This window comes from Psychrobacter sp. CLB018 (assembly GCF_041222815.1).
Classification (GTDB): Bacteria; Pseudomonadota; Gammaproteobacteria; order Pseudomonadales; family Moraxellaceae; genus Psychrobacter; species Psychrobacter faecalis.
The window spans coordinates 2,621,023-2,635,406 of record NZ_CP166085.1; the positions used below are offsets into that span (position 1 = coordinate 2,621,023).

The 14,384-nt window shown below is 43.4% G+C and carries 11 protein-coding genes and 2 pseudogenes; 7 read left to right on the plus strand and 6 right to left on the minus strand.

Annotated features, from left to right (window positions below; all coding sequences use genetic code 11):
* Positions 1–2: 2 nt before the first annotated feature.
* The 5 genes and pseudogenes from AB8P72_RS11175 to AB8P72_RS11195 form a co-directional block, all read right to left on the minus strand.
* The gene (locus AB8P72_RS11175) at positions 3–1,148 is read right to left on the minus strand and encodes an imelysin family protein (protein WP_369957758.1); all 1,146 of its coding nucleotides are present in this window, start codon (positions 1,146–1,148) and stop codon (positions 3–5) included.
* Between the two features lie 100 nt (positions 1,149–1,248).
* Positions 1,249–2,910, minus strand: a complete 1,662-nt coding sequence (locus AB8P72_RS11180) for a di-heme oxidoredictase family protein (protein ID WP_369957759.1) — start codon at positions 2,908–2,910, stop codon at positions 1,249–1,251.
* A 120-nt stretch (positions 2,911–3,030) separates the two neighbouring features.
* Positions 3,031–3,732 (minus strand): annotated as a pseudogene (locus tag AB8P72_RS11185) (IS1 family transposase).
* 306 nt (positions 3,733–4,038) lie between these two features.
* A complete protein-coding gene (locus AB8P72_RS11190) occupies positions 4,039–5,493 on the minus strand; it encodes an imelysin family protein (RefSeq protein ID WP_068408635.1) in 1,455 nt (484 codons plus the stop codon).
* 281 nt (positions 5,494–5,774) lie between these two features.
* Entirely contained in the window at positions 5,775–6,428 is a 654-nt protein-coding gene (locus AB8P72_RS11195; RefSeq protein ID WP_068408637.1) for an OmpA family protein, read from the minus strand.
* Between the two features lie 514 nt (positions 6,429–6,942).
* Between AB8P72_RS11195 and AB8P72_RS11200 the strand changes: the two genes are divergently transcribed.
* From AB8P72_RS11200 to minE, 7 genes and pseudogenes are all read left to right on the plus strand, one after another.
* Positions 6,943–7,911 carry an acyltransferase gene (locus tag AB8P72_RS11200; protein WP_068408639.1) on the plus strand — a complete coding sequence of 323 codons (969 nt, stop codon included), beginning with the start codon at positions 6,943–6,945 and terminating at the stop codon, positions 7,909–7,911.
* A gap of 120 nt (positions 7,912–8,031) precedes the next feature.
* Positions 8,032–8,733: an IS1 family transposase gene (locus tag AB8P72_RS11205; protein ID WP_369957760.1), complete on the plus strand. Its 702-nt coding sequence runs from the start codon at positions 8,032–8,034 to the stop codon at positions 8,731–8,733.
* 134 nt (positions 8,734–8,867) lie between these two features.
* Positions 8,868–9,749: pseudogene (locus AB8P72_RS11210) on the plus strand (IS982 family transposase).
* 176 nt (positions 9,750–9,925) lie between these two features.
* Positions 9,926–11,017 carry a hypothetical protein gene (locus AB8P72_RS11215; RefSeq protein WP_207161658.1) on the plus strand — a complete coding sequence of 364 codons (1,092 nt, stop codon included), beginning with the start codon at positions 9,926–9,928 and terminating at the stop codon, positions 11,015–11,017.
* A 154-nt stretch (positions 11,018–11,171) separates the two neighbouring features.
* The gene (gene minC / locus AB8P72_RS11220; RefSeq protein WP_068408123.1) at positions 11,172–12,050 is read left to right on the plus strand and encodes a septum site-determining protein MinC; all 879 of its coding nucleotides are present in this window, start codon (positions 11,172–11,174) and stop codon (positions 12,048–12,050) included.
* A 435-nt stretch (positions 12,051–12,485) separates the two neighbouring features.
* On the plus strand, positions 12,486–13,298 hold the full coding sequence (minD, locus tag AB8P72_RS11225; protein WP_068408121.1) for a septum site-determining protein MinD: 813 nt from the start codon (positions 12,486–12,488) through the stop codon (positions 13,296–13,298).
* Between the two features lie 2 nt (positions 13,299–13,300).
* On the plus strand, positions 13,301–13,591 hold the full coding sequence (gene minE / locus AB8P72_RS11230) for a cell division topological specificity factor MinE (RefSeq protein ID WP_068408119.1): 291 nt from the start codon (positions 13,301–13,303) through the stop codon (positions 13,589–13,591).
* 111 nt (positions 13,592–13,702) lie between these two features.
* Here minE and AB8P72_RS11235 read toward each other — a convergent pair whose 3' ends face one another.
* Positions 13,703–14,230: a cytochrome b gene (locus tag AB8P72_RS11235; RefSeq protein ID WP_193032146.1), complete on the minus strand. Its 528-nt coding sequence runs from the start codon at positions 14,228–14,230 to the stop codon at positions 13,703–13,705.
* Between the last annotated feature and the right edge of the window lie 154 nt (positions 14,231–14,384).

The following is a 14,384-nucleotide window of genomic DNA, read 5'->3' on the forward strand; positions in this document are numbered from 1 at the left end:
ATTTAATCGCCATCGGTGCTGTTAAAGCCAACACGCAGACCAAGGGTTGGAATCAATTGACGCTTAATAATGCGCGTAATGCTCGTGAGATGATCAAGTAGTTCTTGCTGCGTCGCTTTATCAGCAGTCGCTAAATCTTCTGGCATTTGTGCCAGTAACGTCGTGGTATCGGCAAGCGCGGTTGATAGATTATCCACCACTGCATTTTCATTATTGCCACCAAGAATAGCAGTCAAAACAGGGTCAGTCATTGCTTGATTTAAGGTTGCCAATTTCGCAGTGATAATCGCGCGGCTTTGTCCAGCGGTCGCAGCTGGCAGATGACCTTTTGCTTTAGCAGTTAAACCCAATGGCTGGTCGATAGCGTTAGATTTCATCGTCTCAACCAATGACAGCAGCGAGTTAAACCATTGGTTTAAACCTTGATCGCTCTCGGCGGTTTTATCAATTGCTAGTAAATCAGTGGCATTTTGCTGCCAGTTTTTCTCGATATCTTTTAGAAGTGTGCTCAAAGCTCTGCTCGCGCTCATCACATATGCGCACTGCCCAGCATCCAAACTATCATTGGCATAAAGCACTTCTTCTAAGCCTGGCACGCCTTGCACGATGGCGCTCTCGTTAGCCAACTGCTCGGCGGTAAGCTTGGGATTGGCAGCAATCAAATCAGCGACCCCGCTATGTACCAGGCCGCGCTCATCAGGATAATAATTGATATATAAGTTACTCATGCTCGCCGTCGCTGGTCCAAAGTTAACCATCTCAGCGCTTGCCCAAGCTTGTGCGAGCACCAACCATTGGTCGCGCAATTCTTTTAGCGCATCACCGCTCACGGGCGCTTGCTGACAAGATTTCTTTGCCAAATCATGCAATAAATCACTCTGCTTTGCGGCATCTGCATAGGCTGGAATGACAATGTCATTTGCCACGTGGGTCAGATAGGTTTTTTCGGTATCAGGACTAATATCTACTGCTGCAACCTTAGCGTCATTACTGTCTTTTTCAGCAGCAGCCTTAGAAGTAGCACCCTCTTGCGCGACTTGGCTATCTACCTCTGGTACTTTATTTTCTTCCGCAGGTTTGACACAGCTAATTAGAATACCAGCACTTAGCGCTGATAATGCCATTGCTAAAGCAGGGTTTATTTTCATAGATTTCTCAGTATTTGGATGAATATTGATATAAGTAATTATTTAACTTTGTATTTCTTACGTTGAATGACCATCGCTTTTAACGCTCATACGCTTATTTTTATAATGACTTTAAGAACGCATTCAACTCACTGCGTCCTTGTTTATCAAGCTTAAGTACTTTTTGCTTCTGCTTTTCCGCTTCGCCGCCATGCCAAAGTACCGCTTCCATCAAAGTACGCGCGCGACCATCATGTAAAAACGTCGCTTGTGGATCGACGGTTTGCGCAAGACCAATGCCCCACAAAGCAGGCGTGCGCCACTCATAAGAGTTGGCTAAAAACTCAACCTGTAAATCTTTAGATGGCAGCTTACCCGCAATGGTACGATCAGCCAAGCCATCGCCCATGTCATGCAACAATAAATCGGTATAAGGATAAATCACTTGTCCGTGCTGCTCAAGATGGTCATCGTCGGTTTTTGGCAACTGATAACGCGGCGTATGGCAGCTTTGACAGCCCATATCATAAAAGCGTTTTTTGCCGGCCAATACCAGCTTGTCTTCGGCATTGCGGCGATGCGGCACCGCCAGATTACGGGTATAAAATTCGACGAACTTTGCCACTTCATCATTGACTTCGACGGGCGGCTTACCATTACCTTGTTCATCAGCACCTGTTGCGGCATTCACACAAGCGGTCTGCGCTGGCATACAAGACTCATGCGGACGGATATTTGAGGTCAGCCCCATATCCTCATTAAACGCACTTTGGTTTTGAGTAATCAGCTTGGTTTGACCAGCTTTCCAGCCAAAGCGTCCTAATGCCACTTTACCCGTTTGTGGATCCATGACCATATTAAATTTACCGCTAATGTCGCTATTAGCGTTATTTACTTTGACTGCTTGTTTTTTAATATCATCGTCTGGAATCTGCTCGAGTAACCCAAGCCCAATCATCGGTAAGGCCACACGCGGCGATACCATCAGCTCATTATCAAATGGACCATAACCGGGTTTGGTCAGATTAAAGGTTGGCGCACGCAAGGTCTCGACATGACCATCAGCAAAGATAACGGGTTTATCGTTCCACTGTACTACAATTCGGGCTTCAGCAGGCACGCCTTGCACACCGCGGTCCTGCAATTGACCGCCATACATAGGATGGGCGACTTTTTCAATCAAGGAATCTTTTAGCTTTTGGCGCTGCGCTTCGGTAGTCGCCGGCATCGCAAGGCGAATCAACAAGCTATCAGCATCGTCATCACTTCTCATCGGCGCATGACCGCGACCGTCTTTGATATGGCAAGATTGACAGGCAGCAACGTTAAATAAAGCGCCAAGCCCATCACGGCTATCGGTACTTGCCGGCGCGACCACCCAAGGTTGCCTAAAAAACGCATTGCCGATAAAGAAAGAGCCTTTACGCGAAGCGGTGATATTTGAAGAAGGTTTAGAGTAGCTTTCGCTCGTGGTGATACTAATACCAGTATCGCCACCTTGTTTGATTTCTTGCGCATCAAAGCTGGCAAGCTGCTGCATAGGGACGCCCGCTAGCGCTTCAATCGTTTGAGCACGCTCAGGCGTTATATTTTGCAAATAGCTACTGTCTTGGGCTTTATTGTCGTTATTATTGGCGGTGTCGTCCGTTGGAGATGGCTGGCAGGCGCTTAATGAGAGCACGCATGTCACTCCTAGCGATAGCTTTAATAGCGAATTTTTAAATATTAAAGGAGAATAAAATGCGGTAGGTTGTTTGGCGGTTGACACATTACTGCTACTCATAGGGAACCTTAGTTCTGGTATGGAACCATTAAAAACGCGTGCTATAATTTTTTCACTTTTATTTGATAAGCATTTTTAGTCAATAAATATTTCGGTGGTGTTCTAAAAAGTATGCTGGCATCAGACATAGCCATAATTGACATAGAAGAATACCAAATCAAACACCTTAAAGTGGTTATCAAACTTCTTTGAGAAGCAACAGGTCTTTCGAACGGCTCGTCGCAATCGGTGTCTAAGGCGACAGTTATTACCTTCTATGCCTACCGTATGCTGCTTGCCGATTTGTTTCTTGTCAGGCTTGAATGCGGTTATAAAGCTATCCCAGTTATCCATGCTAATAGAACCATAGCTGACTTTCAGTTGTTTAAGACGGGCTCTTAGCTTCTTAGCTGTTTTCAGGTCACGTTTGCCCCAAACCTAAGCAACAATCTCATTGGTAGCGCAGTCATAAGCATAAATAAGCCAAACTTTACGCTTCTTGCGATATACGTAAGTCCAGAACTCATCAACCTCTAAGCGTTCATAATAGCGCTTTTTAGGTGTAATCTTATAGACCGATGAGCCTATGGTGCTAAGCACTTTACCAATACTAATAGAGGCTATAACGGCTATGTCTCTGACGCCGCAACCTCTAACCGTCATTAGCCGTATGATGTCTTCTATTTTAGAGTGACAGCCATGATAAGTTAAGGCATGGTCGCCAATGAATTGACGTTTGCAGTCCTTGCACTGGTAGTTCTGCTTGCCATAGCTTTTTTTGCCGTGTATCGAAAAACTGGGACTGTGACAGTCGGGGCAATTGATCTGTATTTGTGTCTTCATAACCTCAAATATATCATCTTGCTTTGGCTGTCACCCTCCTTTCATCTCCTCAGCATACTTTCTGACACACCACCAATATTTCAATTCGATAAATCATTGCTGCGCTATAAAAAAACACGCTGCCAACAGCGGTCGACAACGTGTATATTATACCTAAATTATTTTTCTATAAAAATAATTCTCATTCACTGATAACGACTCATCAGGCACATAAATACAGGCTATTAAGGCTTCCTAAATTAAAACCAAAAGCACCATTTTAAATAGATGTCCTTTTAAATAAGCGCTCTTTTAAATAAGCACTATTTAAAACTGTGAACCTGCATCAGCGTCTAAATTATCAATGCCAACGGCTTTTGCTGCATTTTCGATACCATCGGTTAGCTGTTGTAAGCTTGTGATACTACTTTCAATCCAGCCGCGGCGTTTGTTTTGCTCTTCAGCAGAAATACCGTGCTTGCTGGCTTGACCTACGGTTGCAATCATCTGATCGACCTTGATGCCTTCTTTCTCGGCTTTTTCAACGATGACTTTAAACGCCGCTTCTACGTTAGCAAAATCAGTCGCAAGTTTATCAGCCGCTTCTTTATTGCCGGTATCGACAAGATAATTCTTTAGTCCATAACCGCCCACTGTCTTGCCAGCGACGGTTTTATAGCCGCCATTAAAGATATTTTGAATACCGCGGGCATTATTGGCATAGCTCAAATGGGTCAAATCACTAAAGCATTCATGCTCATCTTCGGTAGAGCCAGTGACGAACGCCACCTGTATACGCTCAGAAGCTAGCTCACCAAGTGCTAAGCTGCCCATTTGATACATGATTTGACGCAGACCGTTTTTGTCTTTACGGGCCATCATATCGCTACGTAAGGTGTTTTCGCTATCAGGTTGCCACTGGGCTTCCATCGCGGTCAAATCATTGATCAATAACTGGGTAACCGCTTTTAGATACTGTCCACGGCGCTCGCAAATACTCGCATCTGTGTTTGTCGTATCGCCGCTGGTACATTCGCCCTCGGTCGTTATATAGTCGCTCACCGGACGATTACCTGCACCTTCACCAACGCCATTGGTATCCTGTCCCCACAGCAGAAACTCAATCGCATGATAACCGGTAGTGACATTAGCCTCACTACCACCAATCTCGTTCATCTCAGCCAGCAAGTCAGGCGTAATGGTGCTGGTATCTTGCTTGATGCTACCAACCGTGATGCTCTTGCTATTGATAATATTGTCCTGACTGTTATATTCACCCTCATAACTGTCACTAACATAGTCAATCAAGGCTTCATCTAGCGGCCAAGCATTTACCTGTCCTTCCCAGCCATCAACGCTACCAAGTGCGCGTTTATCATCAGCGGTCACAAAGCCTTCGTCGAAGCGAAACACTTCAGCCTGTGAATATGGCTGACGCGCGGCTTTATAGGCAGCCTTTGCAGCGTCAAGATTGGCTTGGGTCGGCGTGTCTACATAAGTATTCACTGCTGTTTGTAAAAGTTTGGCCGTTTCTAAAGAATCTTTATAGGCGGCGTGCGCCATATCAGCATAGCTAATCAACAATCGATCGATATGCGCCTGATCAGCAGCCGAAGACGTTTTGTTATCGCTGTTTTGGGTTGCTTGGACGTCGGTTTGTGCCTCTGACGCTGTGGTCTCATCAGACTGTTTGGTACATCCTGATACTAGCAGTATCCCTGCCAATGCAGCAGCTAAAGTAGTCGGTAAAATTTTACGGCTTGTCGCTGGGCTGATATTCATACACGTCCTCGATGAGATACATTAGATAAAATGACAAAAGATAAAGTGATAAAAGGAAAGCTTAAAGACTTATAATTTCAATAAGATAAAATCCATTTAAACCCTAGTTAAATTTAAACGCCCGTTAAAGGCTGACAAAATTCAATCCCTGCAAATTATAATGTTATTGATAACTATTATCAAATATAATTTTTTGAATATTAGACGAATTTCAAGCAAAAAAAGACCAACTTTGCGTTGGTCTTTTTTAATTTACATTATATTTTAAATATCAGTAGCGATTAACGAACGCTGCTTGGTGCATTTACCGTTAGCTCAACGCGGCGGTTCTGCTGACGACCATAATCGCTATTGTTATCAGCGATTGGACGAGTCTGGCCATAAGCAACTACGTTGATACGGTTAGAAGCTACGCCGCGGCTAACCAGATAATTTCTCACAGAGTTGGCACGATCGCGTGACAAGTTCATGTTATAAGATGGGTTACCTACACTGTCGGTATGACCAGCAATCGTAACTGTATTTTGGTTATATTCATTCATCGTTGCCGCAAGCTTATCAAGCGTTGGTCTAAACGATGGGTTCAACGAAGCACTGTCAAAGGCAAAAGTGATATTACCTGGCATAACCAAGTCAATGTTACCGTTTGCATTTGGGGTAACCGTAACGCCAGTACCCGCCATTTGCTGCTCTAGCTGCTTCGCTTGACGCTCCATGTAGTAGCCTACGCCTGCACCCAATGCTGCACCGATAGCCGCATCACGACCAGTTTTACTACCGCCTGTTGCTTTTGAGATAGTGGCACCACCAGCTGCACCCGCTAGCGTACCGATAGCAGTTTTATTTAAACGTTGCTGTCCAGTGTTTGGATCAGTCGTACAGCCACTCAATGCTAAGCCTGATGCCAATGCTGCAACCATTAATGTATTACGCATAATATGTCCTCTTAAGTTGAAAAAATGGGCTATCAATATAGGTATCGATAAATAAACGGTGTTTTTATAGATATTGCTTGTCACGAATATGCGTCAACAAACCTGTTTATTTGTTTATTCACACTTACTATTATTATGGCAATTACCGTCTATTTGTGTGTAATATTTTGTCACATCTATGTATGGAAAGTGCATAAGTATCTATAGTCTAGTGTTTATAAAAGCGCGTTGTTTGTTACCGCAAGTCACGTTTACAGTCGTACACTCTAATTATTTTCTGCTAACATTATCTTATAAAAACTTTGGTAGAAACATTTTACGAATTAAAAAGCCGAATAATAACTGGACTAAAATTAGGTCTTACCTAATATTAGTACTAAAATTTATTAGATAAAATGCGATTATAATTTGCTAAAACTTGTTAGAAAAATTAGCTGTATTTTTGAGATGATATAAAACACCGGTTTAACCATAATAGTGAAACGATTAACGAGCAAATAGTAAGGAATAAGACATGCGCTTGAACGCTGCGATGCAAAAAATACACGAACGCGCGCCAAAACTTGGCAAAGCAATGTCGCTTACCACAGCGGCCGGAGTCATCGCTGCCAATAGTTTTGGCGGCAGTATTCCATTATGGCTTATGGGCGTTGGCAAAATTATCACGGGCGCTCCTATCGCTGATAGGACGGTAATAAAGATTGCCGAGCACTGGATTGGTAGCAATAATGCTTTGATTGATACCATATTACCGCGTAAGGATTGGCGTATTCAATTGCCGGATGATGTACATATGGACGGCAAATATCTGCTGGTCAGCAATCATCAGTCTTGGGTCGATACCAGCATCGTGCAATACATTAGTGAAAAACGCTTACCACTGACCCGGTTTTTCACCAAGTTTGAGCTCATCTATATTCCTATCGTTGGGCAGGCATTTTACTTTTTAGATTTTCCAATGATGCGGCGCCATTCTAAAGAAGCAGTTGCTAAAAACCCAGCGCTTAAAGGCAAAGATATCGAAGAAGCCAAGCGCGCTTGTGCATTATTAAAGGACAAGCCGTTTACCTTGTTGAATTATTTGGAAGGCACGCGCTTTACCCAAGAAAAACATGATAAACAAAACTCACCCTATACCCATCTATTAAAACCGCGCGCTGGCGGTTTGTCGCTGGCGATTAACGCCTTGGGCGCTGATATCGATGGTATCTTAGATATGACCATCGTCTACCCTGACGGCGTGCCAACCTATGGCGATTTGTGGAAAGGCAATATCAAACGCTTAGGCGTCGATGTCCGCCATATTGCCATACCCGATGCGCTGTTTGCCGGTATTCAAGGCGGCGGCTACGAAAACGATGAGACCGTTAAAGCGCAAATGTTTGAGTGGGTCGAGCAAATTTGGCGTCAAAAAGATATGCGTATCACACAGATGCTGGCGGATTTTGAGACTCATCCGCAAGCGGCGCATCAAAGTGAATAAAAAAGGACATTAAAAAAATTGATTAAAAAAAGCCATTAAAATTTTTGATGGTGTATCAAAAAGTATGCTGGGGTAATAAAGGAAGGGTGACAGCCGAAGCAAGATGATATATTTGAGGTTATGAAGACACAAATACAGATCAATTGCCCCGACTGTCACAGTCCCAGTTTTTCGATACACGGCATAAAAAGCTATGGCAAGCAGAACTACCAGTGCAAGGACTGCAAACGCCAGTTTATTGGCGATCATGCGGTAACCTATAACGGCTGTCACTCTAGAATAGAAGATAAAATACGGCTAATGACAGTGAGAGGCTGTGGCATTAGAGACATTGCTATTATAGCCTCAGTTAGCATTGGTAAAGTGCTAAGCACCATAAGCTCATCCGTATATAAGATTGTACCTAAGAAGCGCTACTATGAACGCTTAGAGGTTGATGAGTTCTGGACTTACGTATATCGCAAGAAGCGTAAAGTTTGGCTTATTTATGCTTATGACCGTGCTACTAATGAGATTGTCGCTTATGTCTGGGGCAAACGTGACCTAAAAACGGCTAAGAAGTTAAGAGCACGTCTTAAGCAACTTAAAGTGAGCTATGACTCTATTAGTATGGACAATTGGGACAGTTTCATAACGGCCTTTAAACCAGATAACAAACGAGTTGGCAAACAGCATACGGTAGGTATAGAAGGTAATAACTGCCGTCTTAGACACCGATTAAGACGATCGGTTAGAAAGACTTGTTGCTTCTCAAAAAAGCTTGATAATCACTTTAAAGTATTCGATCTGGTGTTCTTTTATGTCAATTATGGCTACGTCTGATGCCAGCATACTTTTTGACACACCACCAAAATTATGGCTTTTTATACCCCACTCTCAACTTCGAAAGTGATTGAAAAAAGAAGAGCACCTCACTAATCTATTGTTTTCGACCAAGAATACAATGGAGTTGTGAGATGCCCATAGACGAATTTATCATCAATATCTATTTAATGGTAGAGCAATATTACAAAATAGTCGTCACCAAACCCTTGCGAAGTGCAGGTTACGCGGCAAAGCTAAGTGATCCTGAGGTTATTTGTATGGAGATGGTCGGTGAATTTTTACACCTAGATCAAGACAAACAAATTTGGCAATACTTTACCCAGCATTGGCAAGACTGGTTTCCAGCCATCGGCTCATACCCTAACTTCGCAAAGCACTGCGCCAATCTGTGGCAAGTCAAATAGCAGATACAAGATAACGTCAGTCAAATTGAAGGCCGTGACAACATTCATTTTATGGATGGCTTTTGGGTACCCGTCTGTCATTATGGACGCGCTTATCGGCATAAGAATTATCAAGACTTAGCAGCTTTTAGCTACTGTGCGGCTAAGCAAGAGAGGTACTATGGCTTTGAAGGCCATTTGCTTGTTAACTTATCGGGCATGATTAAAGGCTTTACCTTTGCTCCTGCCAATGTTGATGAAAGAGCAGTTGCTGCAGAAATCACCACTCATATTCATGGGCTACTTGGCGCTGATAAAGGGTATATCAGCCCGAGTCTGACATCGTACTACGACGCTCAAGGCGTGGATTTACAAACGCCACTCAGAGCCAACATGAAAGAGGATAGACCCAAACCTGTGGTAAGGCGGCTAATGAAAGCCCGCCGTATCGTTGAAACAGTCATTGGTCAGCTATCAGAACGATTTAACATACAAAGAGTGAGAGCAAGAGATTTATGGCATTTGTCTCATCGATTGATTCGTAAAATCCTGTCACACAATCTGTGCTTTGTACTCAACAAAAAACTTGGTAATCCGCCTCTTCAGTTTGAATTGCTTATTTCAAGTTGAGAGTGGGGTTTTTTATATAAAAAGATAACGGCTAAAATACCAAATTATAATGGTTGATGGCTTGTTTTTTGGCATGATTCATTGATAATGTGAATAACTATTAAAACTTGCCGCTTATTTGGTAGTGATTGGCAAAAGACTACTCACTACCAATGCCATTTACTACTAAATAAGGTATGACTGTGCCCGCCTCTTCTACCCGTGCGCCGATAACACCAGCGCCTCTTCAGTCCTCAGACCTACCCAGCAGCCCGCCGCCAAGACCGAATCGTCCCCAGCCCAATCGCTTGAAGCTGACCTATGATATCGTGATGCTCATCGCCATCAGTATTGATTTATTTTTAATCAGTACTGACGCTATTTTGATGAGTAATTTTAGTAGTAATGCCGCGCAGTGGTTGAGTATGAGCGAGGCATTAAACTGGTATCAAAACCATATTCATGACTCGTTACGGACAGCGGGCGGTTTTTTTACGCTATTCTTGATTGCCGAGTTGCTATTGCGCTGGGCAGTTGCTATTAAAGAAAAGGTGTATTACCGCTGGTTCTTTTTCCCTTTTGTGCATTGGTATGAAGTGTTAGGCTGTTTTCCGCAGTTGCGCGCGCTGCGTTTATTTCGCGCCGTGATTATCGGGCGCCGCTTATATCAGCTAGGTTATCAAGTACTGCCACAGCCGTGGATTAATCGCATTAATTTTTATATTAATTTGCTGTTAGAAGAGCTGTCTGACCGCGTCATCTTAACGACCATTCAGACTTTTCGCCAGCAGCTGACCGATCCTAACACTCATAAATCCTTTATCGAATCTACCATTGCCCGCAATCGCAATGAGATTGAAGCGGCGATACTATCGCTACTGCGTAAAGAGCTGGCGCCAAAACTTCAGGCACTGACCGAGTCATCGGGCGGCGGCACTATTGTCGCCACCGAAATGGGCAATGCCATCAAAGAGGGATTGGCCAATACGCCTGAGCTACGCCGCTATCTGCGTATGATACCCATTGCTGGAACGTTAATTGAGTCGCAGCTACAGCATGTCGGGCATAATATCGGCGAAAACGTGGTATATGCGCTGAATGAGCGCCTGCTTGACGCCGAACGTATTGACGCGTTAATGGTTGCTATCGCCAGCGGCGTTGCTCAAATCGATACCGACAACAGCGCCCTTGATACGTTAATCTCAAGCATCATCGCCGATGGTTTAGACGAATTTGAAGCCCAAATAAAAGTGCAGCAATGGAAGCATCAAGACATGCTTAATTTGTAGTGTTTTGAATGAGAACCAGTTTTTTTGACAATCATACTTTTGATATGCATATTTTTGAAAGCCGCACTTTTAATAATTAGACTTTGATGCTATATGCCGAGGCAAAAACGGCACATTGAACACCGCAACACGACCATTTTTGAGGATGTATATTATGACGATTTCAGACAACAATCAGCAGGCGCTTGACTCACCTGACACGCCAGCTTTGGCATTTTATGGCAAAATGCTGACCTTTTCACGGCTGCAGTTTAGCACCGATGACTTTGCGGCGATTGCCAGCCAACTTGAAAGTACACTGAGTAATAAAAATAGCAATATCCCTGTATTGATTGACAGTGAAGTCGAGCAGGATTTAGCGGCATTAGTAGAGCTGCTTTGGTCATGGGGTTTGCAGCCTATCGGCGTGGTCACAGGTTTGCTTGATGAGCAAGCACGTCAGCTACGCTTAGCGATATTTCCAGCGGACGGCAAGCGTATCGAGCGTATTTTGCCCAGTAAAAAAGCCACTACACAGTTAAGTCAAGTAGCGGCTTCTAAGGATAGCGCACAAACGTCACCTGCGAACGATTCTGTCAGCTCTACTACCGATAATGCTGGCTCAGCTGTAAATAGCCAAGCTGCTGCCACTACCGAGGTAAATGCAACGACTGAAACCACCTTGACGGCAGAGACGCTTATCAGTGCCGAGCATATTACCAGCTTGATTTATGATCAAATGCTGCGCTCGGGACAAAGCCTCAACCATGTCGGTGGCGATTTGATTTTAACCAATAGTGTCAATAGCGGCGCTGAAGCGATTACTGACAATAACCTGCACGTTTATGGTCGCGCCCAAGGTCGTTTGGTCGCAGGCGCAACGGGTGATAAAGATGCGCGTATTTTTTGCCAAGTCTTTAATCCCTCTCTGGTCTCAGTTGCTGGCACGTATTGCTTACGTGATAACCTACCCGAGCACGTGATTGATAAATCGGTTGAAGTGCGTTATTTAGAAGGTCAGGGTTTAGTCTTTACGGTTATGGATAACGCTTAGGTTTTATTTGCTCTTTAGACGACTCAAAGGTGTCATTTCATCATTATCAGTTTGAATATATTTGATGATAAATGATAAATTGACGTCTAAATAGCATAATTAATATTATAGTAAGTTTACTTAACAAAACTGCGCTATGATGGATTGTTAGCTCTGCCACTATTTACGCTAGACTATAGGCGCGAATATTGAGCGCAGATAATAGAGGGCGCTTTGGCTCCCTATTTAGCTGATATAACCATTATCTGTAGGCAGCTTTTGTGCTTAAATACGCACTGGCTATAAGTTTTTGTATATTTATGCTAGGCTTATGCTCGCAGATAGCACATCTCCGCTAGGTAAACGCCGAGCAATTGTGCTACTTTACATCTATACTGTTTCATCTAAAATGTTTTAACTAATAAATATCCCATCAATTCATAGGAGTGTGCCATTGTGGCGAAGATTGTTGTAATCACTTCGGGTAAAGGCGGTGTGGGCAAAACCACGACCAGCGCTTCTTTTGCCGCCGGTTTAGCATTACGTGGCTATAAGACAGTTGTTATCGATTTTGATGTAGGCTTACGTAATCTAGACTTGATTATGGGCTGCGAAAATCGAATTGTTTATGACTTTGTCGATGTTATCAATGGCAATGCCCGCCTGTCACAAGCGCTGGTAAAAGACAAGCAACTAGAAAATTTATATATCCTGCCTGCCAGTCAAACGCGTGATAAAGATGCGTTGACAGACGACGGCGTTACAGAAGTCATGGATGAGTTGTCAAAGCAGTTTGACTATATTATCTGCGACTCGCCTGCTGGTATTGAGCGCGGTGCGCAGCTGGCGATGTATCATGCAGATGAAGCCATCATCGTCACCAACCCTGAAATCTCTTCGGTACGTGACTCGGACCGTATCATTGGTATCTTGCAAAGCCAAACCAAAAAAGTGATTGAAAATCAGGGCACGGTACGCGAGCATTTAATCATCACCCGCTACAACGCCGACCGTGCTGCCGCAAATGAGATGATGGATATCGATACCATCTCTAACGATATTTTAAAAGTGCCGTTACTTGGTGTGGTTCCTGAGAGCCATTCAGTGCTGGAAGCGTCTAACCATGGCGAGCCTGTGATTCATTATACCGATTCAGTGGCTGGTCAATGTTATGACGATATCGTCGCCCGTTTCTTAGGAGAAGAGCGTCCATTACGTCATATTGATGTGAAGAAAAAGAGTCTACTACAGCGCTGGTTTGGGGGTTAATGATGAGTAAGAAAAAAGGATTTTGGAGTAGCCTATTTGGTACGGATGACAGCAGCAGTGCTGGCAGTGCTAATATGGCAACTGAGCGCTTAAAAGTTATTGTTGCAAGTGAAAATCGCTTGAATAATCGCCTGACCACTGACCGTATCGAAAAAATGAAACGTGAAATACTAGAAGTGGTTAATAAGTACGTCAACGGTGTGCAGATTGATGATGTTAATATCAACCATCGCTCTGAAGACAGCTTAGACGTGCTCGAGATGAATATCAGTTTACCTGAACATAAAAAGTAAACGGCATGACTTTATATTTATAGCGTTTGCTAGTACAAATGCTGGCACAAAAAAAGCCTTAAGTTTCATACTTAGGGCTTTTTTATACGCGCTCTTCCCATTTTTAAGTCGTTATTTTATACGCGCCATAATATTGTCTTTTTTAATGAATTGATGATATAGCGCGGCGCCAATATGCATCAAAGTAAAAATAATTATCATCGGCCACAAAATATCGGTATGCCAGTCATTAAAAAGCCGTGCTAATCCCCTATCGGGGGTGACAAAGACAGGAACTTGAAATAAACCAAAGACGTCAACTGCTCGGCCGCCATATACCGACATCAGCAGTCCTGCCATAGGCATCGCAATTAATAACGCATATAAAGCAAAGTGGGATAATTGTGCAAGCAGCATTTGCCATTTTGGCATTGCCAGCGCTGGCGGTGCTTTATTAAAAATACGGCTGATCACGCGGGCAATCATCCAAAACAACAAACTGACCCCAAATGCCTTGTGTAAGCCGATATAGACCTTACTATCAAGATTGTCATATAACAGTATCATGATCCAAGTGACCAGTAATAATAAGGCGCTAACCCAATGAAAGACTCGACTAGCAACCGACCACTTTGTCAGATTTGAATGGATATTATTCATAGTATATTTTATCGCTTCCTATTCATCGATACTTATAGGCGCTGGCTGATACGGATCAAATGACAGTGTTAAAAACCTACTAGCTGGTAACTGGCAAATAAACATAATAACTATCTGTCCCAGCTCAAGGCTAATAACCTTATTTAGAGCTAAC

Excerpts from the sequence above, each read along its gene's own strand:
- AB8P72_RS11205 (WP_369957760.1), top strand. The coding sequence starts at position 8,032 with ATGAAGACACAAATACAGATCAATTGCCCCGACTGTCACAGTCCCAGT.
- AB8P72_RS11175 (WP_369957758.1), bottom strand. The coding sequence starts at position 1,148 with ATGAAAATAAACCCTGCTTTAGCAATGGCATTATCAGCGCTAAGTGCT.
- AB8P72_RS11235 (WP_193032146.1), bottom strand. The coding sequence starts at position 14,230 with ATGAATAATATCCATTCAAATCTGACAAAGTGGTCGGTTGCTAGTCGA.
- AB8P72_RS11195 (WP_068408637.1), bottom strand. The coding sequence starts at position 6,428 with ATGCGTAATACATTAATGGTTGCAGCATTGGCATCAGGCTTAGCATTG.
- minE (WP_068408119.1), top strand. The coding sequence starts at position 13,301 with ATGAGTAAGAAAAAAGGATTTTGGAGTAGCCTATTTGGTACGGATGAC.
- AB8P72_RS11180 (WP_369957759.1), bottom strand. The coding sequence starts at position 2,910 with ATGAGTAGCAGTAATGTGTCAACCGCCAAACAACCTACCGCATTTTAT.
- AB8P72_RS11190 (WP_068408635.1), bottom strand. The coding sequence starts at position 5,493 with ATGAATATCAGCCCAGCGACAAGCCGTAAAATTTTACCGACTACTTTA.
- AB8P72_RS11200 (WP_068408639.1), top strand. The coding sequence starts at position 6,943 with ATGCGCTTGAACGCTGCGATGCAAAAAATACACGAACGCGCGCCAAAA.
- minC (WP_068408123.1), top strand. The coding sequence starts at position 11,172 with ATGACGATTTCAGACAACAATCAGCAGGCGCTTGACTCACCTGACACG.
- AB8P72_RS11215 (WP_207161658.1), top strand. The coding sequence starts at position 9,926 with ATGACTGTGCCCGCCTCTTCTACCCGTGCGCCGATAACACCAGCGCCT.